This is a genomic window from Aliiroseovarius sp., assembly GCF_965228805.1.
GTDB lineage: Bacteria > Pseudomonadota > Alphaproteobacteria > Rhodobacterales > Rhodobacteraceae > JASBTN01.
In genome coordinates this window covers 1,321,588-1,348,134 of record NZ_CBDDIE010000003.1, presented here as the reverse complement: position 1 = coordinate 1,348,134, position 26,547 = coordinate 1,321,588, and the positions used below count along the sequence as shown (strand labels likewise).

The 26,547-nt window shown below is 56.2% G+C and carries 23 protein-coding genes, 1 tRNA gene and 3 pseudogenes; 14 read left to right on the top strand and 13 right to left on the bottom strand.

What is annotated here, in order from left to right; all coding sequences use genetic code 11:
• The first annotated feature begins 545 nt into the window (after positions 1 to 545).
• The 3 genes and pseudogenes from ACO07D_RS07890 to ACO07D_RS07880 form a co-directional block, all read left to right on the top strand.
• The gene (locus ACO07D_RS07890; RefSeq protein WP_421702407.1) at positions 546 to 908 is read left to right on the top strand and encodes a hypothetical protein; all 363 of its coding nucleotides are present in this window, start codon (positions 546 to 548) and stop codon (positions 906 to 908) included.
• A 360-nt stretch (positions 909 to 1,268) separates the two neighbouring features.
• Positions 1,269 to 1,589 (top strand): DUF7710 domain-containing protein, encoded by a 321-nt coding sequence (locus ACO07D_RS07885; protein ID WP_421702406.1) that lies wholly within the window; start codon positions 1,269 to 1,271, stop codon positions 1,587 to 1,589.
• 74 nt (positions 1,590 to 1,663) lie between these two features.
• Positions 1,664 to 2,440: pseudogene (locus ACO07D_RS07880) on the top strand (IS256 family transposase); the annotation flags it as partial.
• A gap of 381 nt (positions 2,441 to 2,821) precedes the next feature.
• Here ACO07D_RS07880 and ACO07D_RS07875 read toward each other — a convergent pair.
• Entirely contained in the window at positions 2,822 to 3,856 is a 1,035-nt protein-coding gene (locus ACO07D_RS07875) for a calcium-binding protein (protein ID WP_421702405.1), read from the bottom strand.
• 796 nt (positions 3,857 to 4,652) lie between these two features.
• A pseudogene (locus ACO07D_RS07870) lies at positions 4,653 to 4,829 on the bottom strand (transposase); the annotation flags it as partial.
• Between the two features lie 304 nt (positions 4,830 to 5,133).
• Here ACO07D_RS07870 and ACO07D_RS07865 point away from each other — a divergent pair.
• Positions 5,134 to 5,955, top strand: coding sequence for a sulfotransferase family protein (locus ACO07D_RS07865; protein WP_421702404.1), 822 nt, complete (start codon positions 5,134 to 5,136; stop codon positions 5,953 to 5,955).
• 83 nt (positions 5,956 to 6,038) lie between these two features.
• Here ACO07D_RS07865 and ACO07D_RS07860 read toward each other — a convergent pair whose 3' ends face one another.
• The 6 genes and pseudogenes from ACO07D_RS07860 to ACO07D_RS07835 all read right to left on the bottom strand — a co-directional run bounded on the left by ACO07D_RS07860 (position 6,039) and on the right by ACO07D_RS07835 (position 12,547).
• A complete protein-coding gene (locus ACO07D_RS07860; RefSeq protein WP_421705010.1) occupies positions 6,039 to 7,073 on the bottom strand; it encodes an IS481 family transposase in 1,035 nt (344 codons plus the stop codon).
• A 193-nt stretch (positions 7,074 to 7,266) separates the two neighbouring features.
• Complete coding sequence (locus ACO07D_RS07855; protein WP_421702403.1) at positions 7,267 to 7,494, bottom strand: hypothetical protein; 228 nt, start codon at positions 7,492 to 7,494, stop codon at positions 7,267 to 7,269.
• On the bottom strand, positions 7,488 to 7,796 hold the full coding sequence (locus tag ACO07D_RS07850; protein ID WP_421702402.1) for a transposase: 309 nt from the start codon (positions 7,794 to 7,796) through the stop codon (positions 7,488 to 7,490). Before ACO07D_RS07850 ends, ACO07D_RS07855 begins: the two co-directional genes overlap by 7 nt.
• Before the next feature lie 93 nt (positions 7,797 to 7,889).
• Entirely contained in the window at positions 7,890 to 8,450 is a 561-nt protein-coding gene (locus tag ACO07D_RS07845) for a hypothetical protein (protein ID WP_421702401.1), read from the bottom strand.
• A gap of 156 nt (positions 8,451 to 8,606) precedes the next feature.
• Positions 8,607 to 9,676 (bottom strand): annotated as a pseudogene (locus tag ACO07D_RS07840) (IS3 family transposase); the annotation flags it as partial.
• Between the two features lie 336 nt (positions 9,677 to 10,012).
• Positions 10,013 to 12,547, bottom strand: coding sequence for a calcium-binding protein (locus ACO07D_RS07835; protein WP_421702400.1), 2,535 nt, complete (start codon positions 12,545 to 12,547; stop codon positions 10,013 to 10,015).
• A 392-nt stretch (positions 12,548 to 12,939) separates the two neighbouring features.
• Between ACO07D_RS07835 and ACO07D_RS07830 the strand changes: the two genes are divergently transcribed.
• A complete protein-coding gene (locus ACO07D_RS07830) occupies positions 12,940 to 13,167 on the top strand; it encodes a helix-turn-helix transcriptional regulator (protein WP_421702399.1) in 228 nt (75 codons plus the stop codon).
• A gap of 31 nt (positions 13,168 to 13,198) precedes the next feature.
• Here ACO07D_RS07830 and ACO07D_RS07825 read toward each other — a convergent pair whose 3' ends face one another.
• From ACO07D_RS07825 to ACO07D_RS07815, 3 genes are read right to left on the bottom strand one after another with little or no spacing between them, the layout of a single operon-like run.
• On the bottom strand, positions 13,199 to 14,095 hold the full coding sequence (locus tag ACO07D_RS07825; RefSeq protein ID WP_421702398.1) for a replication-relaxation family protein: 897 nt from the start codon (positions 14,093 to 14,095) through the stop codon (positions 13,199 to 13,201).
• Positions 14,096 to 14,114: 19 nt separating this feature from the next.
• Complete coding sequence (locus tag ACO07D_RS07820; RefSeq protein ID WP_421702397.1) at positions 14,115 to 16,190, bottom strand: type IV secretory system conjugative DNA transfer family protein; 2,076 nt, start codon at positions 16,188 to 16,190, stop codon at positions 14,115 to 14,117.
• Positions 16,190 to 16,549: a hypothetical protein gene (locus ACO07D_RS07815; protein ID WP_421702396.1), complete on the bottom strand. Its 360-nt coding sequence runs from the start codon at positions 16,547 to 16,549 to the stop codon at positions 16,190 to 16,192. Before ACO07D_RS07815 ends, ACO07D_RS07820 begins: the two co-directional genes overlap by 1 nt.
• A gap of 231 nt (positions 16,550 to 16,780) precedes the next feature.
• Between ACO07D_RS07815 and ACO07D_RS07810 the strand changes: the two genes are divergently transcribed.
• The 4 genes from ACO07D_RS07810 (at position 16,781) to ACO07D_RS07795 (ending at position 20,635) form a co-directional block, all read left to right on the top strand.
• Positions 16,781 to 17,227: a hypothetical protein gene (locus ACO07D_RS07810; protein WP_421702395.1), complete on the top strand. Its 447-nt coding sequence runs from the start codon at positions 16,781 to 16,783 to the stop codon at positions 17,225 to 17,227.
• Between the two features lie 69 nt (positions 17,228 to 17,296).
• Positions 17,297 to 17,635: a thermonuclease family protein gene (locus ACO07D_RS07805; RefSeq protein WP_421702394.1), complete on the top strand. Its 339-nt coding sequence runs from the start codon at positions 17,297 to 17,299 to the stop codon at positions 17,633 to 17,635.
• A gap of 227 nt (positions 17,636 to 17,862) precedes the next feature.
• Positions 17,863 to 18,225: a hypothetical protein gene (locus ACO07D_RS07800; protein ID WP_421702393.1), complete on the top strand. Its 363-nt coding sequence runs from the start codon at positions 17,863 to 17,865 to the stop codon at positions 18,223 to 18,225.
• A 742-nt stretch (positions 18,226 to 18,967) separates the two neighbouring features.
• Positions 18,968 to 20,635: an Eco57I restriction-modification methylase domain-containing protein gene (locus ACO07D_RS07795; RefSeq protein WP_421702392.1), complete on the top strand. Its 1,668-nt coding sequence runs from the start codon at positions 18,968 to 18,970 to the stop codon at positions 20,633 to 20,635.
• On the opposite strand, the gene ACO07D_RS07790 is transcribed toward ACO07D_RS07795, so the two are convergent.
• Positions 20,615 to 21,649: a hypothetical protein gene (locus ACO07D_RS07790; RefSeq protein ID WP_421702391.1), complete on the bottom strand. Its 1,035-nt coding sequence runs from the start codon at positions 21,647 to 21,649 to the stop codon at positions 20,615 to 20,617. The two genes, ACO07D_RS07795 and ACO07D_RS07790, sit on opposite strands and share 21 nt — an antisense overlap.
• A 223-nt stretch (positions 21,650 to 21,872) precedes the next feature.
• Positions 21,873 to 21,948 (bottom strand) — tRNA-Lys (locus tag ACO07D_RS07785).
• Between the two features lie 110 nt (positions 21,949 to 22,058).
• Between ACO07D_RS07785 and dapF the strand changes: the two genes are divergently transcribed.
• From dapF to ACO07D_RS07760, 5 genes are all read left to right on the top strand, one after another.
• A complete protein-coding gene (gene dapF, locus ACO07D_RS07780) occupies positions 22,059 to 22,892 on the top strand; it encodes a diaminopimelate epimerase (RefSeq protein ID WP_421702390.1) in 834 nt (277 codons plus the stop codon).
• Entirely contained in the window at positions 22,892 to 24,151 is a 1,260-nt protein-coding gene (gene mtaB, locus ACO07D_RS07775) for a tRNA (N(6)-L-threonylcarbamoyladenosine(37)-C(2))-methylthiotransferase MtaB (RefSeq protein ID WP_421702389.1), read from the top strand. Before dapF ends, mtaB begins: the two co-directional genes overlap by 1 nt.
• Positions 24,152 to 24,179: 28 nt before the next feature.
• Complete coding sequence (locus ACO07D_RS07770; protein ID WP_421702388.1) at positions 24,180 to 24,797, top strand: FMN-binding negative transcriptional regulator; 618 nt, start codon at positions 24,180 to 24,182, stop codon at positions 24,795 to 24,797.
• 164 nt (positions 24,798 to 24,961) lie between these two features.
• The gene (locus ACO07D_RS07765) at positions 24,962 to 25,252 is read left to right on the top strand and encodes a hypothetical protein (protein WP_421702387.1); all 291 of its coding nucleotides are present in this window, start codon (positions 24,962 to 24,964) and stop codon (positions 25,250 to 25,252) included.
• 4 nt (positions 25,253 to 25,256) lie between these two features.
• Entirely contained in the window at positions 25,257 to 25,862 is a 606-nt protein-coding gene (locus ACO07D_RS07760) for a glutathione S-transferase (protein WP_421702386.1), read from the top strand.
• The last annotated feature ends 685 nt before the right edge of the window (positions 25,863 to 26,547 follow it).

Sequence of the window (26,547 nt, the reverse complement as noted above, 5' to 3'; positions counted from 1 at the left end):
TCGACAAAGCTCAGAAAGCTCACAAAATACTGCACCAAACACGGCACAGGGCGCCAACAGCAGCTCCCTTTTCAGCTTCGTCCCCCTTCGTTTCGGTTGAGACGTTACGCTTTAATGTGGAATAGGCGAAACATAAAACATCAAGCTCGCTTCATGGGCTACTATGAATTATCCTAAAGACGAGGAAGGGATGGGGCTGGAAGCTATGAAGTATCTTCCAGTACAGCCGCAATAAGCTAATCGATGGACAGTTCGAGTTTTTAACTCCATGTTGCGGGATAGTCTTAACCTCCGTGGAGAACTCCGATTGAAGCTTGAAGATCCGAAACACACGGTGACGATGCTGGTCCTGATTGCTTTTGGGATTGGACTTTGGGTGGCGATCATCTGGGGCGCATTGGTGCTGTTTTCTTAGGCCGTACTTGCACGTGAAGCGACTCGGTATGCTGGCCTTTTCTTCCTTCGATTCGGCTTCTTGATAATGAGAATTTCTGGTCCTACCTAAGTCTGCTAATGTGCCCTTAGGGCTTCTACTGTGAGAAGCGGTGGGTGACATTTTGGCACGCGAAACACCGATCGATGAGATGATCGAGTGCGCGCTGGAAGAGCTGCTGTCTGGCAGCAAAGAGCAACGGCGAACACTCGTGCGCCGGATGTGCCTGAGATGGCCATCCGAGCCAGCCCTTTCGATCATTTTTTCCCTGACCTCAGCTGCAGCAATCATTGAGGACAACCTTTCCCAAGACAGCGAAGATGATAGCGGCGGCGTCGCTGATCGGGCCTATCGGCTGGCAGCGGTGCTTGCGGCCGATATCTATGCTGTCGAATGTATGCACCGGAAGCCACCTCTTGCACGAGATCTCCTGCACTTCTGGCGTCGAGTGGATGGATACTTCTCAGGCTTGTGACGCTTACGCCGTGGCAAATAAACATGCAGCTTAACTGTGCCGCCCCGAACACGGTTGTTGCCGCTGGAACATGGTTAACCGGCTGTTAACTTCTGTCTCCTAAGCATTGGTTAAGGGCGCCTAACTGTTAACGGTGTTTGCTTCACAAGCTTTTTCCCGAATGATCACGGTCCAGCTCACCTGCATGTTTCCGGCGGTGGGCCGTCAACCCGAGTAACTCCTGGAGGTGGTTCGGTGGATGGAACGGACGCGCCGGCATCGGTGAAGCAACGGCGTGCCTGTCGGGATCCCAGGGTGAGACGGCTGTTCAGAAATGCTGCAAAATGGGTTAGGTACCTGAGCAACCAGTAGGAGGTTTCCATGTCGACAGGACAACAAGTGCAAGATGAAGGAGTTTCCTTCGTCTGGGTGTTCATGTCGGAATTTTCGGCGAAGGGAATGCTTGGTGCGCCGAGCGCCATTTTCAGCTCGCAGGACCAGGCAGAGGTCTGGGTTGCCCAGTCCGGCTTGAGCGGGATTTTGTATCGCTTCCCGTTGGATGTCAGTCTGAGCGAGTATTCGGAGCCGATCAATGGCAACCAGCCTTTCATCACGAAGCATCAGGACAAATCGAGCCTCAAATACAAAGCCGGCAACGCATATCTGGGCTTTCTGCCTCACACTCATTTCGATGGTTCTTGAACTGCGCGAGAGCTGCATTCTTCTGATCGGCAGTCGGTAGGTGAAATGAGAAAGAAGACAATCGAGTTGATGCCATGGACGAGGTCAGCGCTTGGCAGAACCGGCCGCTGGAACCATGCTACCCTGTGGTGTTCATGGACGCGATCCGGGTCAATATCCGCAGCGATGGTGCGGTTAGCAACAAGGCGGTCTTCGTGGCCCTGGCGATCCTGCCAGGCGGCACGCGGGACGTTCTGGGCCTATGGTTCCAGGCCAATGAGGGCGCCAAGTTCTGGGCCAAGGTGTTGAACGATCTCCGCAATCGCGGTGTTCAGGACATCCTCATCGCGGTGGTCGACGGGCTGAAAGGCTTTCCTCAGGCTATCGAAGCGGCTTTCCCCCAGGCCCAAGTCCAGACTTGCATTGTACATCTCCTGCGCCATTCCATGAGCTTTGCCAGCTACAAGGACCGCAAGGCCGTGGCAGCGGCGCTAAAGGCCGTCTACACCGCCGTGGACGCCACCGCTGCAGAGGCCGCACTGACCGAATTTGCAGACAGCGATCTGGCCGCGAAATACCCGGCAATTGCCCCGAGCTGGCGACGGGCATGGAATGAGGTGATCCCCTTCCTCGATTACCCGCCCGAGGTGCGCAGGCTGATCTACACAACGAACGCGATTGAAGCTTTGAACTCGAAGATCCGACGCGCCGTCCGGACACGGGGCCATTTCCCCAGTGATGATGCAGCGGCGAAATTGATCTATCTCGCGCTAAATGCTACCTCTCAGGAGTGGAAGCGCTCGGTGCGCGAATGGCACGCAGTGAAAAGCCAGTTCGCAATCATGTTCGAAGAACGCTTCCCAATGGCGTAATCAAAGCGCCAGGGCACAGAATTCTGGATAGTTCCCCCTTTTTTTGTCGGTTACCCCGCCCCCCCCGCGCGCGGCACCCTAGACTGGCGAGGTCGGCATTTCCACCGTCACGCGCCAGAGTTTGACCGCAAGCTTGCGGGCAACGGCGACAATGGCCTTCTGCCCGATCCCATGCTTCGCGAAATGGTGATTGTAGATGGCCTTGGCCTCCGGATCGCGCCAGATCTCATCCTCCGTTTCCTAACTATAGAGGCGGACCACTTCAGTGGGGGAGGATCAGGGCCACCGCCAGCTTGCGTAAAGCCGATTGTCACGTTGGAGATAAACAAACACTGAACTTTGTCAATCTGGTCGAAGTTGATGAGGCCTTCCAGATATGGGTCAGCGAATGGTACCCTCACTAACGTTGACATAGACGTCAGCCACTGTGGCACCTGGAGTGCCGCGCAGCACGGCTATCACTTCGCCATTCACGGTCACGACCCCATCAGCACCATCGGCCGAAGGCTGCACATCAAGTACTACTTCCCGACCCATAAAATCTGGGTTCAACTGAACGCTCAGGAGATCTTCGCCTGGGTTAAAATCGGTCACCTGCGCAAAGCTGCCATCGCCGCTGGAATAAAGGAGAAACTCATCGGCACCTTCGCCGCCGGTTGCCACGTCGGCACTGTCAAATATCAACGTGTCATTACCAGCCCCGCCGTTCAAGATGTCAGCTTCGCCATCAATGTGCCAGCTGAAACTGTCCCCCTCAATGCCTGCGTTTTCGGCCGCCACACCTTTGTGATTGATCACGTCATTACCATCCCCGCCCGACAGAAAATCAGCACCCAGACCACCCCTGATGTCGTCATCACCTCCGCCACCGTCAATCACATCGTCATCATTTTCACCGGTGCCTTCAACATGGACACCGCCCATGATCACCTCATCTGCGTCACCACCTTGGAGAAAATCGTTGCCGGCGCCACCGTCGATATATGTTTCATTGCCGTCACAACCGTAGATCTGGTCAGCTCCATCATCGCCAAAGACCGCGGCAGCTCCTTCGCCAAGCTGAATGGTGTCATCGCCCTTGCCTCCAAAGACATAGCTATCACCTCCAACGACAAAGACCGTGCCATCGCCAGTCGCAATCGCATCATCCACGCCACCTTCGCCGCCGACCTGGTCATCCCCCTTATCAGGGTCATCAGGCGAGGTCGGATCGTCCGGTGGCTGACTGTCGTCGCCGTTTGTGCCAACAAGATCAAGGAAATCATCACCAGCGCCAGTGTGGCCATCATCCGGGCCAGCAGTAGAATCGGCGGGCACGCCACCATCCTCACCACTATCCTCGCTCGAGAACAGCCCAACCGCGTCCCCCAAGAGGGCCAGCGGCAATAGACCCAGCAGCAACAATCCTGACAACATAGAAATCACCCTACAACGCTAGTTACTCAGTTCTAGTTGATATCAGCACACGCAAAAACAGCATAGAAAAAACTGAGAAAAAATCGTTCCAAACTATATACTTCACGAGAAAATGCCGTGAACTACCTCCCAAAAATCGGATGCTGACTTAAGCTACGAAATGATGTCTGCTGGTCTTCAACCCGAAGGAAATCAGAGATGTCGAAACTGAAGCAACATGCGTCTGAACTCTAGGCGAAGGTGGCGCCTGAGGCGCTGAAAGGTGAGCAGACGGTGACCGAGTTGGCCAGCCAACTCGCACTTCAACCGACAGCTCTCCGCCTACTGGTCCACACCAGCTGTCTTTGGAGTGGGAGCGGCGAATACCTTCATCCGCAGGTAAACAGAGTGCATGATCACTCCCAAGTCAGAAACCCTCCCGAACCGGATGCCCGCACACCGTGATCTGGTGTACTGCGTCCCTGCTTGAACCTATTGCTGTAGTTACTTGTACTCATGACGACCAAGCGCCACAAAATTGGGGGGCGAAGTTCTAACAAGGCTAGGCGGCACTTCATTTGGGCAGTCAAACCATAGCGTAAGCGAGTGAGACAAATGGCCGAAAAGATGAAACTGTCTTCACGCACTTCTGGGTATATCCGGCGGAAGCTTTTGATCAGATTGAAGAAATATTCGACCAAATGGCGCTCATTGTAGAGCGTTCAGTCGTTCATTGCTTTGCTGTCCGTGACGGGGTTCTGTTTGATTTGGGCGGCTGCGCCAAGATCATCGGCGATAAACCGGCAATGCCCTCACGCCAGTTGCCAAGCTCGGGAGGAAGATCACGCCACAGCGACGCGGTCTGCGCCAACCAAAGGATAGCATTAACGAAAAGCCGGTTGTCTGTTCCGCCGCGCCCTCGGTCACCCTTCTGTCCGGGAAGCAGGTACTCAAGCCGCGCCCATTGCGAGTCGGTCAGGGTTCGTCTGCTCAAGATCGGCTCCGCTTTCGATCTTGAATCAAATCTCAAGGACTTTGGGGGGCCTCTAAATGAAGACGCCGCCTAGGGCACCTCACCCTTTTCTAATTCTCCGCTCCCTAACAACAGGGCGGACCACTCTAGTGGGGAACAACACAATCTGTAATGCATTGCCTAGTCTTTCCGCAGACTAATCACTAACGCCTCAGTGAACTTTTTCAGGGGAGTAGGTCAGAACCTACAAAAGAGAAGCTGTTGACAACCTTTGGATCCAAGGAAAGTTTGTTCTTGTTGAACTGAGACAACGCAACTGGACACTATGAGATCACACGCAATCTGCATCGGTGCACAAAAAGCTGGCACGACTTGGTTACACCAAGTTCTGAGCAAAAATCCAAGAATTTGGGTTCCTCCATTCAAAGAGGTTCACTTCTTTGACCACCTGTATATCCCCGAGAATAGAAGGTGGACGAAATGGCATATTGGGCGAGGGGTGGAAAACGCAAAGAGATGGAACCAAATGTCCGCAAGACCAAAAGGTCCGCGCTACGTAGACTATTTGGACAGTTTAATGAATGACGACATGTTTTCAGACCCGTGGTACCGGCGAGTATTCTCGATTGCGCCACCTACATCAACAACACTTGACGTTACTCCAGCATACCTTTCAATTGGAGAAGGTGGCGTGGAACACGTCAAAAAGAGATATACCGGTGTTAAGATAATCTGTTTGGTTCGGGACCCCGTAGATAGGGCTATTTCTCAGGTTAGAATGACGGCCAGTCGATTAGGTGGCAATGACTGGTCTCTTGAGGATTGGCTTGAACACGCAGACTCGAAAGAAGTAGAGATTCGCTCAGACTACCGAAAGTTTCTTCCGATTTGGAGAAACGCTTTTGGTGAGGACCTCCTTATCCTACCTTTCAAAAGCATAAAAAACGAGCCTCATGAGATGCTTCTTGAGTTGGAGAGATTTCTGGGCCTGCCGGGTGCCATCTATGAGCAGGCGAACATAAAGGTCCATGAAGCCAAAGGAGCCACTTTACCTGATCCTGTGGTAGAATTCTTGGAGAGGAAATTCTCTAGTCAAAGAGACTTTTTAGGGGAATTTTGGGGTAAGTCATGCTGGGGGCGCTTCTAGTTAAGCAGCCTCATTTGACTTGTAGTGGTTCAGATGTGATCTGACAGTTGGCCGTTTTTCCGGCGGCGTCTGTCAGGCCAAGTTCAGTTCACGAACTTTTCCTTCCAGATCTGCTTGCCTTCAATCATGGTCTGGAACGGCGTTCTGCCGCAACACATTTTGCCCTGATGAGTGCGTTGGTGGTTGTAGTTATGCAGCCATTCGTCGAGGTCCGTTTGCAGCGCACCGATGCTGTCGTAGAGCTTTTTGCGGAACGCGACCTGATAGAACTCCTGCAAAATGGTCTTGTGGAACCGCTCGCAGATGCCGTTGGTCTGGGGCGATTTCACCTTGGTCTTGGTGTGGTCGATGTCATTGATGGCCAGGAAGAGCTGGTAGTCGTGCTTGTCGGCCCGGCCGCAGTATTCCGTGCCCCGGTCCGTCATGATCCGCAGCACCGGCAGGTCGTGTTCATCGTGGAATGGCAGGACGCGATCATTCAGCAGATCAGCGGCAGTGATCGGGGTTTTGGTCGTATAGAGCTTGGCATGGGCGACCTTGCAATAGGTGTCGACATAGGTCTGCTGGTAGACCCGCCCGACGCCCTTCAGCGTGCCGACATAGAACGTATCCTGTGACCCCAGATAACCGGGGTGAGCAGTCTCGATCTCGCCGCAGGCTTCGTCGTCCAGTTTCTTCTTTTCTAAGGCCTGCACCTGAGCCTCGGTCAGGATGCCCCCTTCTTCGGCAACCTTGGCTTCCAGGGCTTTCAGGCGAGCCTTGAAGTTCGCCAGATCATGTCGCAGCCAGATCGACCGGACGCCGGATGGCGAGACAAAGATGCCCAGTTTGCGCAGCTCGTTGGAGGTGCGGGCTTGGCCATAGGCCGGGAAATCGGTGGCGGATTTGATGACCGCCTGTTCGGTCGCCTCGTCAACCCGATTGGCCAAGTTAGGCTTGCGCCGGGTGCGCTCAAACAGGGCTTCGACACCTCCGTCCTCGACTGCTGATTTATAGCGGTAGAACGTGTCACGGCTGTAGCCCATCACCTGGCAGGCTTTGCTGACGTTGCCCAGTTCCTCGGCCAGTTTCAGCAGACCGGTTTTGTGTTTGATGATCTTATCAGTAGAGTTCAGCATTGTGGTTGCCTCGTTTTGCGGTTGGGTTTGCACCACCATCAAAACGATCAACCATCATCTCCTTCAAGAGATGCGCCGCCCCCAGTTCAGCGTGCTGAGAAGGGGGCGGTGTCAGATCACATCGAGACTAATTCATTTGACTTGTCTAAGTCGTGAGCTACCCGATAGATCGGCACCAGCCGCATCTTGCGCATCAGACGCCGCACCCGGTGGCGGCCCACTTGCGCCCCTGCTGCTGCAAAAACCGCGCCATCTGCCGCGATCCGTACCACGGCGCTCCCAGGAACTGCTTGTCGATGAGTTCCATGAACCGCAGATTAACGGCGCTTTCGCCGACTGGCCGGTAATACAGGCCCGACCGCGTCACCCGCAGCAGCGCGCATTGCCGCCTCTGGCTCAGCTCATGATCCGCGCTCACCATTTTTTGCCTCGCGTCCCGAGCAACTGATGCGAGGCGCTCGCCAAAAAATCTCGTTCCACGACCAACTGCCCGATCTTCGAGTGCGGCTTCTCGATCTCGGCCTCAGATGCGCGGGCCTCATCGGATTTGCCGCGCTCAAAAGCCTGCGCCATGTTCGCAATCGCCGCGCGCTTCCAACCGCTGATCATGTTCGGATGTACGCCGTATTTGAGAGACAGCTCGGCCAGCGTCAGCTCCTCGCGGATCGCTTCAAGCGCTACCTTGGCTTTGAACTCCGGCGAATGGTTCTTTCTCTTCGTCATTGCAGATCGTCTTTCTCATCACGCGATCCACCTTAAACACTGGTTCGAACTCTCGCGACCACCTCTTTCAACTGGCAGTCGAGGAACCGTTGCCTACGTTAACATAGGACTTCCGGGGGCACTTACGCACGATCCTCCAAACACCGAATTTATCACCTCTGGAGCAACTGAAACGATGGTTCCAGCCTCAAATACCAAACTTCGGAAACGAGCGAAACTAAAAGCAGCCAAATACTGTGAGACAGCTGGTTGTGAGAAAAAAAATTCGACGTCAGTCGGCATAAAGTACATTTCGACGCTCGCCAAACGTAAGCCCAACTCAGTCTCAGCGGCTTGCCACTCCAGGATTTCCTCCTCAACCATCTCAATTACTTCTGCGAATACTCTGCAAAGATGGACTACTATTTCAACAGACGGCACTCCACTCACTGCTTCTTCACCCAGAGAGAGAAGAAGATCAGCTTCGAGGAGATCGAAAATGTTAGAGAAGAGGAAACCTTCTTGTTGACGTCCGGAGAGCGAGATTGACTGGGGCAGCCGCATAGCAATTAGCGTGGGACTTATCTGTGGATGCGCTTTTGATAGGATAAGTAGTGCTTCACTGCTCTCAAAAGGCGTCTCAACAAACGAAAACCCGAGCATCTTTGTTTCCACAACCGCTGACATCTCAACAAATTCGTATAGTTAAAAAACCTTAATGGCTCCTTTACGAGCCGTTCTGATTGACCTGAGCCCCAAGTTTCCTCCACCTTGCGGAGAGTCCTTGGGGTTGGTTTGATGGCCTTACGCGGCCAGTTTGTCCATCGTTCTTTTCTCAGCAAATTCTCTGGGCGTCAGGTTTCCGAGCGCCGAATGTGGTCTGTGGGTGTTGTAGTCCTCCTGCCATTCTTCCAACATTGATCTGGCTTCTGCTAGTGATCCGAAGAGCGTTTCGTTCAGGCATTCATCTCGAAGCTTGCCGTTGAAGCTTTCGACGAAGACGTTCTGCTGTGGTTTGCCGGGCGCGATATAGTGCCAGTCGATCCCGGTCTCTTGCACCCATCGCAGTATGGCCATGCTGGTGAATTCAGTGCCGTTGTCCGAAACGATTGTTCCCGGCACCCCTCGTTCGGAAATGACCCGGTCCAGTTCCCGCGTGACCCGCAGCCCCGACAGCGACGTGTCGGCCACCAACGCGAGGTTCTCGCGGGTGAAGTCATCCACCACGGCCAGGATGCGAAAGCGGCGACCGTCCGTCAGAGCGTCAGATACGAAGTCCAAGCTCCATCGCTGGTTCGGACCATCCGGAACGACCATTGGCCTTCGTGTGCCCAAAGCACGCTTCCGGCCGCCCCTACGGCGCACTTGCAGCTTCTCTTCGCGGTAGATCCGCCGAAACTTCTTGTGGTTCACATGCCAGCCCTGCCGTTCGACCATCACATGCAGCCGTCGATAGCCAAACCGGCGGCGTTCCTTGGCGATCGCCTTCATGGCATCACGCAGGTTCGTGTCATCAGCGCGGCGAGATTGATACCGCACCGTTGACCGATCCACATTCAAAGCAGAGCACGCCCGACGCTGGCTCACCTGATGCTCCTCCACCAGATGCGCCACCGCCTTCCGCTTGGCATCGGGCGTCACCACTTTTTTGAGTTCACATCCCGCAGCATTGCGTTGTCCAGCATCTGTTCGGCCAACAGCTTCTTCAGCTTAGCGTTCTCGGCTTCCAGCGCCCGGAGCTTCTTCGCATCCGACGGTTCCATCCCGCCATACTTGCTCTAGTATTTGTAGAACGTGCCTTGGCTGATCCCATAACGCCTGCACACGTCAGCTGTCTTCTCGCCAGCTTCCTGTTCCTTGATCATCTGAATGATCTGTTCGTCGGTGAATCTCGTCTTCATTTGTCCGTCCTTTGGTTGGGCGGACTCTACACAAAGCCGGAGGAGATTCAGGGGCTCAGGTCATGATCAACATGACCTGGATCAGTCCTGAGTGAAGCGGTCCCAAGTTTTCGAACAGGTTCGCGGCGTTCCCAAGGTGAAGGTTTCACGCTGCTTTCTGCTGCTCCAAGCCTGACCTTTATGAATCAATCGGCACTCCCGCAATGACTTTCCGTCTCCACAAACAGACCTGGCTCGGGGGCAATTTTTGCTTTGCGGCAATCTCCTGGATCATCCTTTCGCCATGCAGAGCCTCCAACGCCTCCTTCACCATCTGTCCGGATTTCTGGCACTACTTCAGACGAATAGAAAATCATTCATCTCTAGTGATGCTAAATCTACATCTTCCAGTACCACTATCGGTTCTAGGGCTTCGACCGTAGTTGCGTCACTTACGCCGGAAACGTAGATTTCGACATCGTCACCTATCTGACGAGCGGTCAATTTTTTGATGTCGTTAGCGTTTGAGGCGTAACATGTGGTACGCAATAAAAAGCTATCGCCCAACGAAACACTGCGCAAATCCAGACCTTCAAAAAGTCCAGAGAAGTCTAGGGTGTCTTTCCCTGGCTCGAAATCGGTGACCACGTTTTTCGAGCTCCATGACGAAAAAACAAAGACGTCACTTCCCCCGCCTCCGGTCAAAGTGTTTTGGCCGTCTCCACCATTCAGAGTATCGTTTCCGCCTTCTCCGAATAGTATATCGTCTCCATCCGAACCAAAGAGGTCGTCATTGTGTTGGCCTCCCCAAAGAAGGTCATTTCCTGCCCCACCAATGATTGTGTCAGTTCCCCAACCACCATGGATCTCATCATCCCCAGTGCCGCCTCTGATTATGTCTGAACCACTTCCTCCGATGAGTAGATCACTTCCAGCAAAGCCATCGATTACGTCGGCACCTTCATGTCCGTTAATTACATCGTTACCGCCACTACCAAAAATAGTGTCGGCGGAACTGCTTCCTTCTTTATCCACGCCAATTGGGTTACGCGAGTACTCGACTAGTTCGGAATAGCTTAGAGTTGCATCAGCAAAGGTGAACTCCTCAACATTCTCGACCAAATCAACGCCCTGCGCGGAAGTGATCCTCACTGTGCCTTGCTCAATCTCTTCAATGTAAACGTCTTGCAGGCCTACATCGAACACAGCGATATCGTGACCGTCTCCTCCATCTAGGGTGTCGTTGCCGTTACCTCCATTTAGTGTGTCGTCACCACCATCACCCACAAGCGAATCGTTTCCGCCTAGACCAGACAAGTTGTCATCCCACAGGGAACCCGCCAAAGTGTCGTTGCCCTCATAGCCGATCATTTTGACCCCTTGGTGTGACGTGAAGACCAGTTGAGCAACTTCATGCGCATCTAGTTTGAGCTCTATATTCCAGCTTGGATCGCTGCCGGCCAGATCATCAGAGTTCAAAACGTCTAGGGTCGGTAAGGATCCATACCCGTAAGGATCTCCCTCAACTCCAAGAATCGACGCCCAAAAATGAAGGTTTTCGCTATCCTGCAGGTTGCTAACCTCCTCAAATCCATCAAGGCTCAAGAGGAATTTAAGAACCTGTTTTAGTGTTATGGTCTGGGCGCTGGCCTCCAAGTTTCCGATATACAGTACAACCTGTCCATCCTTCTCGAACGCACGAAAAACGACGTCAGTAGTATCGGTATTGTTTTGGAAGACCGTGGGATCCTCGGCGAACTCCACTGCTTTGAGACCCACTAGGTTCTCTTTCATCAACCGGAACATTTCGCCGCCAGCTCGCGGTGTATCATCGAATAGCATTGGGCTAGCGCTTCCCCAGCCCGTGGCCATCCAAGATGTCGCGTAGGTGATACCTGCTGCCGACATCTCAAAAAACTGCATAAACCCGAGCGCTGCGTTGGAGAGAGAGGCTCCTCCATGATCCACCACGCCTCCGCTCCCGCTTGGGCCGTCGATGTCACGCATCCACGGGTATTGCCAAGCAAGGCACTGAAGTTCAACGTCGCTAAAGGTGCTATCCCAGAACCCATCTAAGCTATCATAGACAGCTTTCATGGTCGCATCCGAATATGGCCCTTCTCCAAAGTAGTCGTCAAACGTTGACAAAAAAAGGTTCATACTATGAACATCAACGGCGTCGACGTACTGGGCCTCGTAAGAATCGAATGACTCCATGATTTCTATGGCGTCGGGGATTCCATTTTTGTCAGAGTCTCCAAAAAATTGTCCAGTTTGACCGTACTCTTGAAACCAGATACGCCCTGCTTCAACGACCAAGTCAGGCTTTTGCCATTCTTCATAGAGGTTTGCGTAGTCAACGAGAGTGCTACCAACAATTGCGGCCATGGCGCTGGAAATTGCCCCATACTCGCTGGCGGTAAGGCCATTAACATCGTATTCGTTGCCGAGCTTAATTGCATCAATTGTCACGTTCTTTGACGCCGCGTAGGCAATCAAGTCATCCAAAAAAAACGCAACAATCTGATCCTTCATTGCGATGATTTCATTCTCTGTCAGACCTTTGAAGCTTGACGTCGGAAAAGTGAAGTTGAAGTTCAAGTTGTTCTGTGCGCAATAATCTATTGCGTTCTTCATGTCAGATACATCAAGAGGATGAGTGTCTGAGTTTTTAGTTTTCCAGTCAAAGCTACGTTCCGCTTCGGTTCCTCCTGGCCAGCGAATGGCCGTTACACCAAGATAAGAAACTGCTTCTGTATAGCTGACTTCTTCATCGCTGCCGATCGTGATGGCACCCGGGTTCCCGACCGCAACCGAGGCGAAATAGTTGTCATCAATCTGGTAGGCCTCGCTGTTGCTACCCGTTGTGCTACCTAGAAAAAACGTTGCCATCTCGCTCCCCCAAACTCCCGGATCTCGGGCACGCAACGTGAGATTTCGTTCCGTGCTTCGGAGCATGAGTGAAGCAAAAGACCGGTCAGCACTTCGGACGCAAAAGTGTCCAAAGTGAGGATCGTGATCAGAGCTTTATACAAGTTTGTTTTGAGTTCGACCTATTCCTAGTAAGTCCTCTTTGTGAAGTTGGCCGGTTCTCCAACCCAAAAGACAGTCGATGAATAGAAGTCGGTTCCATAAAGAGCCGAGTTTTGACATCCCGAGATTGCAACAGCGAGGCCGAGCACCTAATTTGCCTATTGGCTTCGCCGATAATCACTCTACCCACGCGTGCAACGTGCTGCTACGCTCTTTCCTGCCTTGGTATTGTCGTAACCTAGGGCATCGCGATGCTCTTCAGCTATGGAGAGATCGTGATGAGGATCTTGTCGAAACGCCAGTTGAAGGAGCTGGTTCTTTACTCGCCGCAACATGTCGCACGCCTGGAAAAGGCAGGCCAATTCCCCAAGAGGGTAAAGCTGGGCCCGAACAGGGTGGGATGGGTAGAAAGCGAAGTGCTGGAGTGGCTCAAAGTGCGGCTGGCAGAACGCAAAAACCCGACCGACACTCCTGACTAGGAGTATGGGTGACCGGAGGTGCACACTTCGGTCACCCTTTTTCGATGGACACCGGCGGGGCACCGGCGCGGTTCCAAGGGTCTTCAAAGAGATGCGTCCATAGCTCGGGCGGGCGCCAGTCATCCTGAAACCCCTCAACACTCTGGGTCAGGAAGGCCCGCGCCGTGCCGCCAGCGTGATCCGCGACCAGGTCCAGAAAGCGCTCTTCATTGGCTCTGCTGGAGAAGACCCAAAGGATGAGCAGGTTTGCCTTGAGCCCATAATGGTCTCGGTGGAGGCCTCGCTCCAGAAGGTGACGGTAAAGCCTGATGGAGCTCACATAGCTCTTGCGGGGCGTCTTTGAGCGCTTGGGCTCTGTGCCGCGATCAACCTCCATAGCAAAGGCCCGATAACTTCCTCCATAATCCAGGGCGAAGAGCTGATCCGGGATGAGTTTGCGCCCCCCAATCGGAACAGCCAGGGGAGCCTGTTTTATCTCCAGGATCTTGTGCCCGGGGATGAAGCGCACATTGTGTCGTTGCGCGGTCATGTCGATGGAGGCACTGGCGCAGGCGGTCATGAACCCATGCACCCAATGGCCGTGCGGCTGAAGTGTTGGCTCAGCCATACCCCGATCATGGAGCGCGTCCTTGCCCCGCTCTGTCAGCGCGTAGATGAACGGGTTGAAGCCCGCCCTGTAGGTGGCGCGCTGTTGCTTGGGGAGATGCAGATGGCCGGAGTTGCGCAGCTTCTGCAACTGTCGCAGCGCCGTATCCTTGCTTCGATGCGTGTCTTTGCTAAGCGCATGCAGATAGCTGGAGCTCTGTGGTCCGTGACGCTCAATATGTTTGAGCCAGCGAATGTCGCGCCCGGTCAAACGGATGATGCCCGCGGACCCGTCACTGTTTGAAAGATCGGAAGTTTGGCGATTTTGAAACCCGTAGCGCATGGTCTCAGGCTAGGGCGGATCAAAGCTCCGGCGAAGGTTTGACGGGATCATCTTGGTCGTTTTCCGGGGGCAGTCCGGACGGTGGATCCTCGGAGGTATGCTCATGGCGATCCATGGGCTGCCAGGGTTCCGCATAGGCCTCACGGCTGTGTTGCCGGATCGCCTCACGACCTGATTTTGTCGCCCGCTCCGATCGCTCCAGAACAAAGAAGGGAAAGCTGACGGGCACGGCCGCCTGGGTCAGGCCCCGCACAAAAGTGGCGAATGTGCCCTTGGGCTGTTTCTGGACGATCTCATGGCTGGTGGCCATCTGACCGGCCAGAGCGCGGGCATCGCGGGCAGAGACACCGCCTGCCAGTTTGATCGAGGTATTGGCCTCGAAGGCTTCTTGGAGGCCGCTGGAGAGCTGTCCCAGGTATTGATGCGCCATGATCATTCCGACCTTGTATTTGCGCGCCTGGCTGAGAATGACACCGATGTTCTGGTCGAAGTAGTCCTGGGCCTCATCCACATAGACCATCACCGGCAGGCGGTCGTGGCCTGGCAGGGTGGCGCGTTCCTGGGCGGCCTGGGCAATGAGCGCAATGAAGAAACGGCCGAAGATCTCCGTGCCCTGTTCCTTCAGCAGGCTCTTTGAGGTGTTGATCAGGATGAGCTTGCCCGCATTCATCTCGGTGAACATGTCGAGCTTCGATTGCGGGTGGGAGAACATGCGCTCGAAGGTCTGGTTCTCCAGCACGCCGTAGAGACGGCGCAAGACCTGGGTCTTGGTATTGGTGAACTCTTTGCTGTCGAACTCAGTCTCAAAGAAACGCCGGGGCGTGCCGTCGAGCTTTGCGATATGCTCCTGGTAGGCGTCCGTTCCGCCGGGTTCCATCAGCTCGCGCAGAGTATGGATGGTGGCATCCGGGATATGGAACATCAGCCGGGTCACATAGCGGAAGACCACGCTCTGTTTGGCGGTCATGCCCGCCGACAGAAGCGAGCCCAGCACAAAGTCGTAAAGCTCAATGATCGAGTTGGTGAGCCGCTCGCGTTCCAGGGCGTCATAGCGTTCCAGCCGGTCCTGCCCCACGGAGAAGAGGTTGAGGCTCACCGGATAGGCGATGTCTTCCGGATCGATCAATACGATCTGTTCCGGTGGCAGGTGTTTGGCCTTCAGGATCGTATTGATGAGATCGCCCTGGCTGTCGATCACGACGATGGACTTATCCCCTCTGGCAACATCCTCAAGGTCTCTGGCGATGAAATACTGCAGCGTCTGGGTTTTGCCATGTCCCGAGCCTGCCACGATATGGCTGTGCTCAAAGCGGCTCTTCTCGGGAATGGCAAAGGGGGTGCGCAGCTTGAAGAGCTCCTTCAGAAGCGTGCCGGACAGGTAGGTCTCCACCACCTCCTCACCCTTGTAGTCGCGCGGGAAGATCGGCTGGCTACGATGGGTTGTGGCGAGGTTGGCATCAAGCCGCTCGCGCAGCCGATTGAAGTGATTGTAGTCATTGTCCTGGAAGAAGGGCGCAATGACGTTCTGCACGGCATTTCCAAGCGGGTGGACGAACTGGGTGACCTCAACCAGCACATCGCCGTCTATCGGCGGCACCGCCGCGGCGATCGTGGCCAAGCTGTCTGAAATCACCTCAAGCGCCGAGAGCACCATCACCCGGTCGCTGCGGGCCTGTCCCGCCCGGGCCAGCATGTCGCGATAGCGCGCCCCTTCCACCGTGTTGCACAGCGCGGGCGGCGGCGGGATATCCGGCAGCAGGCCTTCCGCCGCGAAGAGCGCCCGGCCGATCTCCAGAAGCTGAACCTTCAAGTGGTCCGGTGTGTCTGCGGGCCAATGCTGGGCCAGGGCGCGGTCGATCTCCGTATCAGACAGCTGCGCCGTGCCAGCCTGGGCGTGGCGGTACAAAAGCTCGGTTTCTTCCCGGGCGAGCCGCTCCAGGCGGGCGGGGCTTTGCAGGTAGAGACGGGTCACCACATAGGTCGGCACACCGATCAGGATGAGAGGCGACAGGATCACGGCCAGAAGCAGGAATGTGCCAATGAGAAACGCCCCCACCACCGAGGAGACGTAGAGTTCTGTAAACCCGCGTCCCATCAGAGCTCGACCACTGTCCGACTGCCGGTCTCGGCATTGTCATCAAGCCAGAGCTTCATCTGAGCGAGCATTGCCAGCAGATCGTCCTCATAGATCTTGGCTTGGGACGGCGTGGCGCAGAGAAAGCGATCCACGCGCCCATCCATCAGGTGTTCGACCCGCAGCTCGAATCTCTCATCGCGGTCATCCACCCGCGCATTGGCCGGGCGACGATCCACCAGCTTGGTCTGGAGCAGTCCCCTTTGCCGGATGATCTGTTTCTCTTCATGGGTAAAGGCAACGCTCAAACGGACCTCGTAGAAGGTCGTCTTGAAGAGCCAGCCTTTGCGTAGGATGTGATGGTCTATTGAAATACGCATGAGAAAATTCCTGTCTTCAGACAACGAAAGACTAGAGCACCTGTCAACTCTTGTGAGAATCTTCTTTGGCGCAGGTGACTTCCCGGGGAGCGGCGAGCTGGTTGATGTCTATACTTTTGGATAGGTGGGATTTCTTAGTGGTTTTTGCATATTGCGCAGTGGAAAGCACTTTTGCGATGTGCGGAGTGTCATTTCGCTGATTCCCCAAGAGGTTGAAGGAAAGACAATTTCATGAAGACCAAACTCGTCATTTCGGCCTGCGCAGGTATCGCACTTACAGGCTGTGTCGCACAGGAAACCTTTGTCAAAAACAACATGCGCTATTCGGATTTTGAGCAAGACCGTGCAGCGTGTGAAACGAAGGCAGCCCAAGAAGTCGAGGTAAACCGGAGCCCAGGCGCCGAGATTGTTGTCGCCGTCCTGACGGGGTACTACGAGGCCCAAGACGCTAACGCCGACGCACGCAAGCGGAACTATGAGGCCTGCATGATTTCGAAAGGCTATCAGCGCATCGAACTGCCTCCCTGCAAGAACGCTACAGAGGCAAGGGACAATGGAATTGGTCCCCTGACGGCCACCAAGCGGGTTGTGATTGGTCCAGGCTCCTGCGCAACCAATGACCAGGCGGGCAGGATCATCTTCTATCGTCAAGGTGTGGCTGCGGATGCAGAAAGCTAACGGCTCAACAACAAAGCTTTTGTGTGTGTGGCGTTGGTTGCATGCCTCACCGGCTTCTCTGCCTCTGCCATGCCGAAGTGTGGAAGCGGTGAGCGATACACCTGCGTGGTGGACGGTGATACGATCTGGCTGCGCGGAGAAAAGATCCGCCTCATGGGGTTTGATACCCCTGAGCCCCAAACGAACATTTGTGGAGGCGAGAGGGAGAGGAGGCTTGCTCGAAAGGCCTCGGCTCGCTTGGTGGAACTTTTATCCGAAAATCAGTTCTCCGTGGAGCGGCATGGGGCTGACAAGTATGGCCGGACGCTCGCCGTAATCCGCGTCCGAGGCCGAAATGTCGGAGAGATCCTCATTGAGGAGGGGCTTGCCAGGAGATACCCAGACGGTCCTGAGTTCTGGTGCAGGTAAGGCATTCGGCCGATCAATGCCAACCCAACATTTAGACAGGGTGTAGGCGCTTCGGGATTTGGGTAACCAGTCGGGCGGATGGAGCAGACCCACAATCGCCCCGTGGCTGTTTCAACCAGCACCCCCGACTTCGGTTGGGGGTGCTCCTAAATTGCTGGGGCGTATTAATTCGCCGGAACTTTCGGTTTCTGCTATTGTTTCCTTCGGGGCTTCTATTGTGGGAAGCGGTGGGTGACATTTTGGCACGCGAAACACCGATCGATGAGATGATCGAGTGCGCGCTGGAGGAACTGCTGTCTGGCAGTAATGAACAACGGCGCTCGCTCGTACGCCGGATGTGCCTGAGGTGGCCGTCCGAGCCCGCGCTTTCGATCATTTTTTCTCTCACCTCCGCTGCTTCAATCATTGAGGACAACCTTTCCCAAAACGACGAAGATGAGAAAGAAAGCGTGGCTGCAATGACCTATCGGCTAGCTGCGGTGCTCGCAGCAGATGTCTATGCCATCGACTGTATGCGCCGAGAGTTACCCCTTGCACGGGATCTCCTGCATTTCTGGCGACGCGTGGACAAGTTCTTCGTTGGAATTTGATGTCGCTCACAGCCCCAATAAAAAGGTGGATGAGTTGTGCCTAATTGAACACAGGATCTACAGCGCGCGTATGGTTAACTGGCTGTTAACCTTTGTTACTTAGACCATGAGCAAGGGCGTCAAATCATGTTCCGTTCGCCCTGGTTTCTGTGCCCCGGCTCAACACTCCACCCCACCCCTCGAAGCCGGGGCACACAATCCCTCCCACCTAACCTTTCGAAGTATTGATCGCTCGCCGTGTTTGCGCTTTATCGCCGCCGGAGGAGAGGATTTCGAATGCCTACTAGGTGTCCATTCTATAAAGTGGGGCAGGTTGTATTGCGCGACAAAGATGGAAACGCCGTTCGACGCGAGGTTCCTAGCTGCACCCACGCAAGCTATCTTTCTGCAATGCAGATACTGTCCGGTGTGCCGCGCTGTGGAGGCGATAAGTCAAGATGCGGAGTTGTCAGTGAGACGCCCGGCGAATGACAACTGTCGCCCTTTGAGGCGCCGAAGGGTAGGCCGTGCATTGATCTTGGGCGCGGGGTTGGCCCTGCTGTTAGTTTACGGTCGATCAGTCTGGCATTTGGCCGAAGCTATTTTGTGGTACTCGGCAGCTATCGCGCGTCTCTGACGCGCTCTGCGCGGCACACGCCGCATCTTCACCGACACGACCCACGCATCCGGCCCGACACGGGCTTCCGCTTGTGTCAGCAGGGCAATGGCCTGTATGCATTGGTGAAAGAAAACAGGTTTGGCGATGGTAAAGAGCAGCACAGCAGAAAAAGTACGATATTCCGACGTAACGGAAACAAAAGCAGGCGGTGTGACCTATACCCCGAAAGAGTTCGCCGAGTTTGTTGCCGACCGCATCGTCGGCGAATCCGCGCCAATATCGCAGCGTGCTGTTCGTGTCCTTGACCCTGCTGTTGGGCACGGAGAATTGCTTCTTGCCCTTCTGGACCGGCTTGACGGACCTGTGGCGGTCTATGGGTTTGAAACGGACCCCGAGGCCTTGGCGGAAGCACGTGAGCGTCTGTCCCGCACCCATCCTGGCGTAGAAGTTAATTTGCAACTAGGCAGCTTCCTTGACCACGTTCTTGACGATTTTTCGGGTGGCCTCTTTGGGTCGTCTGACCCCTACGACATGATCATTGCCAATCCGCCATATGTGAGAACCCAGATAATCGGGGCAGACCGTGCCCGCCAACTGTCGCAGCAATTCGGATTGACCGGGCGCGTAGACCTGTATCATGCCTTCCTACTTGGAATGGCGAGAGTGCTGTCACCGGAAGGCACAGCAGGCATCATCGTTTCGAACCGGTTTATGACAACCAAAGGCGGTGCATCCGTCCGGGCCAGCCTTATGACTGACCTGCGGCTGCGCGAAGTCTTTGACTTGGGCGACACTAAGCTATTTGATGCTGCTGTTTTGCCCGCTGTCTTGATCGCGCGCGGGATTGGTGCAGAGACTGTATCTCCATCGTTCTGTTCGATCTACCAGACAAAAGCAAAGCCTTCGCACACCGCCGCTGACCCACTTGCAGCCCTTTCACATGAGGGCACCGTGGCCGTTCCTGATGGCCGAGTCTTTGTTGTTCAACAGGGCAAATTGGATACCGGTGGCGACACAACCGGTGTTTGGCGGCTTGCCTCCGATAGTGTTGAAAGCTGGCTGGCGACCGTCAGCGACAACACTTGGGGCACATTCCGTGACATTGGGAAGATCAGGGTTGGGATCAAGACATGTGCCGACAAGGTGTTTTTACCCAAGAAATGGGACCGTGACCTTGAGTTGCATCGCGCCCTCACGACGCATCACACGGCGCGACGCTTTCGACCTGAGCCGCCTAACCGAAAGGTGCTTTACCCGCATCATACGGTCGACGGGAAGAAACGGGCAGTTGACTTGGAGGAGTACCCGGCCAGCAGGGCCTATCTTGAGGAGCATCGTCAGACCTTAGAAGGGCGCAGCTATGTGATCGAAGCGGGGCGGCAGTGGTATGAGATTTGGGTGCCGCAGAACCCGTCAGATTGGCCCGCGCCCAAATTGGTGTTCCGCGATATTTCGGAGCAGCCAACCTTCTGGATGGACCTTGAAGGAACCGTTGTGAATGGGGACTGTTATTGGCTGACCGGTAACGAAGACCTGCTTTGGCTTGCCTTGGGCGTCGCCAATTCAACTTTCATTGAAAAGTTCTATGACTGCCGCTTCAACAACAAGCTCTATGCCGGGCGTAGGCGCTTTATCACTCAGTATGTCGAGCAATTCCCCTTGCCGGACCCGGCGAGCGAAGTCGGTATGGAGATTGTAGCCGCTTGCCGCGACCTCTACGGCCGAATGGCCGATAGTCCGGACAACGGGCTTGAACGTCGGATAGACGAAATGGTCTGGGCAGCTTTTGGCCTACCTTTCGAAGAAGTCTGATGGCAATGGGATCTGGAGTTTCTTGTTGAGCACCTTCCCGCCGAATTGCGGAAAACGGGTGAAAAAGTCCGCGCCTGTGGTCAGGTAGAAATGCGTTAGTGTCACTTCCGCACCGTCTGTCTGGGCGTAGAACAAGGCGTACCGAACATCGCAGTGGCGGACTTGCGTCCCGGCGATCTGGGGCACGTCTAGCGGCTCTTCGCTCGCCGGTAAGACCAAACCCAGGTCGATGGTCGGGGAGGTCTGTAGCTTTACCTCAAGCAGTTGGTTTCGAACGTCTGGAAATTGCCCGTCGTCCCGATAGTCGGAGTAGCCCAAAAGCTCGCAGACGATCCGGTGGAGCGCGGCCCCTCTATTTCTTTCTTGATCCCGACCAGCATCGGGGAAGGAACGGCCTATCGCACCGCGCAATCGCTCAAAGACTTCGCCGAGCGGTAGCATCAAGCCGTGAGCAGGGTGGTCTGTTGGGCTGACGTGTTCAGCGAGATTCGCTCCTGCGCGAACGTGAGGGTTGAGAAGGTCCGTATCCGTCGCTGAAATCAGTTCTTCGGTTTCATCGCTGGGTACCAGCCGCGCCTGATACTTTTGCGTCAGCGTTCCCGTCGTGTCGAGTTGAGCGAGTTCCTCGCCATTTACGACCTTAACTCGCGTTATGGCCCCTGCGTCGTCTACCCGCAGAATCACGTAGCGCCGTGACGGAGAAAGCTCTTCGTTCCAAACCTGAAGGTTATTGGCTTTCTGGGCATACGTGTCGAACATTTGTCCGAAGAACCGGGGCTGGATTTTTTTGAAACTCTTTGGGATCGGGTAACCAAGCGCCCGGCATACGTGCTGCTTGACCAGTTTCGATCTTGTCCGAATTGGAACGTCGAGGCCGTCAATGCCGACAAGTTTCTCGTTTAATATGCGCTCAAGGTCGGGTGTGGGAATCCAAAGGTCAGGATCGCCAATTTCGATAGGATCAAAGATGGAAAGCCCGCTATTGGTGATGTTTTCTACGTAATTTGTTTTCATGAATGGTCCTGCCCTTCCTCAATACTCGTTGAGGGTTAGCACTGGTGGGGACCAACTTCCAGAACCGTGCGCACAACTGGGCGAGCCGTATGTATGCGAACGCGCGCATCCGTTTAAACACGGATTCGGGCAAATCACCGTGGTGTTTGAAAAATGTTTGAAAAACGCGAAAACCGCCAAGCTGTCGCTCGGCGGTTTTTCGTTTCCGATCAATCGGTTAAAGTGGTGAGCCGTGCAGGATTCGAACCTGCGACCCACTGATTAAAAGTCAGTTGCTCTACCAACTGAGCTAACGGCCCACTCTGTGGAGGCGGTGACTATAACCCGGGGCGGGGCGGGTCAAGCACATTTTTGCAGGAATCTTCACGATCGCTGGCAAATTTTTCGAGCAGGGCGTATATCGCCCTTCATGACAAGGCCTGAGCATACGGAATCCCTGCATTTCATGAAATGGCATGGGGCAGGAAATGACTTCGTGATGATCGATTCACGGGGGCGGGCGCCTATTGTGAGTCGTGAACTGGCCGCAGCCCTCGGCGATCGGCACCGGGGCGTGGGATTCGATCAGCTGGCCGAGATCCGCACATCGGATGTGGCAGACATCGACCTGGACTTTTGGAACGCGGATGGCTCGCGTGCTGGGGCCTGTGGCAATGCAACTCGCTGCGTCGCGCGCTACATGATGGATCGCGCGCGCACGGACCGGCTGACCATCCGCACTTCGCGCGGCATCCTGGAAGCCCGCAGCGAAGGCGAGCTGGTCACCGTGAACATGGGGCAGCCGCAGCTGACCTGGCGCGACGTGCCCCTGGCCGGGGATGTGGACCTGCAACACCTCCCGCTGGACGGTGACCCGGTCGCCGTTGGCATGGGCAATCCGCATTGCGTTTTCTTCGTCGAGGATGCCGAAGCCGTGGATGTCGCCGGAATCGGCCCGCGGTTCGAGAAAGACCCGCTGTTTCCCGAGGCCACCAATGTGGAGTTTGCCGAGGTGCGCGCGCGGGACGAGATTCGCATGCGGGTCTGGGAACGCGGCACCGGCATTACGCTGGCTTGCGGCTCGGGCGCCTGTGCAACCGCCGTCGCCGCTGCGCAACGGGGCCTCACCGATCGCAAGGTGCGCATGGAGGTCGACGGCGGCTGGCTGACGCTGGACTGGCGTGAGGATGGTGTCTGGATGACCGGCCCGACCTCCTTTATCTTCGAGGCCGAGCTGACCCCCGCCTTCCTGGACGCCCTGTAATGACCGCCAAGCCCCCCATCTTCGCGACGCTCGGCTGTCGCCTGAACGCCTATGAGACCGAGGCGATGAAACGCCTGGCCGCCGACGCAGGGGTCGAGGGCGCCGTGGTGGTCAACACCTGCGCCGTCACAGCCGAGGCCGTGCGCAAGGCGCGGCAGGAGATCCGCAAGTTGCGCCGCGACAACCCGAACGCCAAGGTGATCGTTACCGGCTGCGCCGCCCAGACCGAGCCCGAGACCTTCGCGAATATGGACGAGGTCGACGCGGTCATCGGCAACTCGGAAAAGATGGCGCCGGAGACCTGGGCAGGCTTGGCCCCCGACCTGATCGGCGATACCGAACGCGTGCAGGTCAATGACATCATGTCGGTGACCGAAACCGCTTCCCACCTGATCGACGGATTCGGCACGCGAAGCCGCGCCTATGTTCAGGTCCAGAACGGCTGTGACCACCGCTGCACCTTCTGCATCATTCCCTATGGCCGGGGCAATTCGCGTTCGGTCCCCGCTGGTGTCGTTGTGGACCAGATCAAGCGCCTGGTGGATCGCGGCTTCAACGAGGTGGTGCTGACCGGGGTGGACCTGACCTCCTGGGGCGCCGACCTGCCGGGCGAGCCGCGTCTGGGCGATCTGGTGATGCGAATCCTGAAACTGACCGACGTGCCGCGCCTGCGCATCAGCTCGATCGATTCGATCGAGGCGGATGAGAACCTGATGCTGGCTATCGCAACCGAGCCGCGCCTGATGCCGCATCTGCACCTGTCCCTGCAGCATGGCGACGACCTGATCCTGAAACGCATGAAACGCCGCCACCTGCGTGACGATGCGATTGCCTTTACCGAAGAGGCCCGGCGCCTGCGCCCGGACATCACCTTCGGTGCGGATATCATCGCGGGCTTCCCGACCGAGACCGACGAGGCTTTCGAAAACTCGGTCAAGCTGGTCACCGATTGCGACCTGACCTGGCTGCATGTCTTCCCCTATTCCGCGCGCGAAGGCACGCCGGCGGCCAAGATCCGCAACACGGTGAATGGCAATGTGATCAAGGCCCGCGCCGCCCGCCTGCGCGAGGCAGGCGCCGCGCAGGTCGACCGCCACCTTGCGGCGCAGATCGGCAAGACCCATCGCATCCTGATGGAAAACCCGCGCATGGGCCGCACCGAACAATTCGCCGAGGTCCGCTTCGACAGCGACCAGCCCGAAGGGCAGATCGTTGACGCCTGTGTCAAAGGGATACTGGACGGACAGCTGACCGTCTGACAGGCTGCCTCCGTTTCGAGGAGGTCCAATGCATCCGAATCCCGTTTTCCGCGACACACCCACCCATCGCAACCTGGCCTTTGCAAGGGAGCGCGGTTTCGGCGTTCTGTCGGTGAATGGTGGGGCCGGGCCGCTGGTGGCACATGTGCCCTTTGTCGTGAATGATGAGGGGACCGAGGCTTATCTGCACCTCATGCGCTCGAACCCCATCGCCCGCGCGCTGGAGCAGGACCTGCCCGCCGTGCTGGCCGTATCCGGGCCGGACGGCTATGTCTCGCCGGACTGGTATGACCTGCCCGACCAGGTGCCGACCTGGAACTATGTTGCCGTGCATCTACGCGGGTCGCTCACGCGCATGGCCGACATCCGGCTGCGGGAGGTGCTGGACCTGTTGTCGGCCGAGTTCGAAACGCGCCTGGCCCCGAAACCCGCCTGGCTCAGCGCCAAGATGGCCCCGGACGCGATGAACCGCATGATGCGCATGATCCAGCCGGTAAAGCTTGAGATCGGCTCGGTCGATGGCACCTGGAAGCTGAACCAGAACAAGCCGGAGGCAGCACGCATGGCAGCTGCCGAGGCGATGCCGGATGGGATCGGACAGGAGCTTGCTGTGTTGAGCACGCTGATGCGCATGCCGCCCGAATAAGTGGACTTTCACTGCGGTCGTTCCTACATTTTCCCTAAAGCGTTTCGAGATTAACTTGGGACGCGAGGTAATCTCGAAACGCACACAACATCGGAAGGTTGCGCGCGTTTCGCCTCATTGTTGTGTCTCAACAATAAGCCGAAACGCTTTAGGAGGAGAACGTCATGGCCCTGCCCTTAGCCCCCGTCGCCGCCCCAATCATCACCACAGTCCTGCGCTATGGAACCGTCGCGCTTGCCGGATATGCGATTGCCCGCAGCGTCGAAAAAGGCCGCCGCGATCAGCGGGCCGAGGATGCGCTGGACGAGGTGCCAGAAGGCCTGACCGCCCGGCGCGAGACCGAACAGGTCAATGCCACGCACCGTTTCCGGCGGGTGATCCGGCTGGGCTCCACCGGCCCGGCCATTGAAATCGACGCCACCACGCTTACCCGCATTCGTTTCCGAAAGGTCTGATCCCATGCAACTGATTTCCTCGCCCGCCTCGCCCTTCGTGCGCAAGGTGCGGGTGGTTCTGCTTGAAACCGGCCAGGAAGGGGATGTGGAGCAGATTGACGTCTCGACCACACCGCTGGCCCCGGCCGCCGAAGTGACCGCGGCCAACCCGCTGTCGAAGATCCCCGCGCTGATCCGCCCGGATGGGCCGACGCTCTATGACAGCCGCGTGGTGACCCGGTTTCTGGATGCCCGCGCCGGGGGGCACCTCTACCCATCCGAACGCATCTGGGAGGTGCTGACCCTCGAGGCCACCGCCGACGCGCTTCTGGATGCTGCCGTGCTGATGGTCTACGAGGGCCGCTGCCGCCCCGAGGACAAGCAGGACAAGGGCTGGCTGGACGCGCAATGGTCCAAGATCGAAGGCGCGCTGGATGCGCTCAACGAACGCTGGATGAGCCACCTGTCCGGCCCGCTCGACATGGGCCAGATCGCCGTGGCCTGCGCCCTGGGCTACCTCGACTTCCGCCACGGAGACCGCCAATGGCGCAAGGGGCGGGATGCGCTCGACGATTGGTTCGCGGTGTTTGCGCAGCGGGACGCGATGCAGGCGACGAAGCCGGTGGGGTGATTTGCTTTGTTAGATTTGGGGAATAAGTGCAGTGCATACTTTCGGGATGAGCTCTCCACGAGATGCGTTGGAGGACTTTCGGCAGAAGTCCAACCATCTTCAGGCTGAACCCCTCAATGACTCTCTTGCAATGGACTGTGCTGTAGCGGCCTGGTCTTTAGTTGATTGGCTATTTGAAACATATGGGACGAGCCACGGGCATGGATCATTAGGTGCCCTGCGTGCGCACTTGATCGCCCGATGCCCTCAGCTTGAATGGCTTCGGGACGTTTCAAACGGACGAAAGCACATGTTCATTACAAGGTACACACCACGGATAGGGCGCGCACGAACAAGAGGAGGGGCGTTTAGCTCCGGGTTTTCGACCTCGTTCGACACAAGTCGCCTTGTCGTGGAATTGGACGGCGTGGAACACAGCTACATCGATGCCGTGACAAACGCACTAACGACCTTCGATGCCTACTTCGCCGCTCACTCGATAGCGTAGGGTGTCTTATGCAAGCCCCACCCACCCCTCGCGGTTGCTTGACGCATGTTAAGGGCGATTCGGCTCGTTTGCGCTAACCAGTGCTTAACATGATGATTTTTCGATCACGCCGACCTTGCTTTTCGGCCCCTGCGCCCTATTGACCGCTGGACGCAGCTTCTTTCCTTGGCTAAACAGCGCCCCAATGGGCTGCGCGTA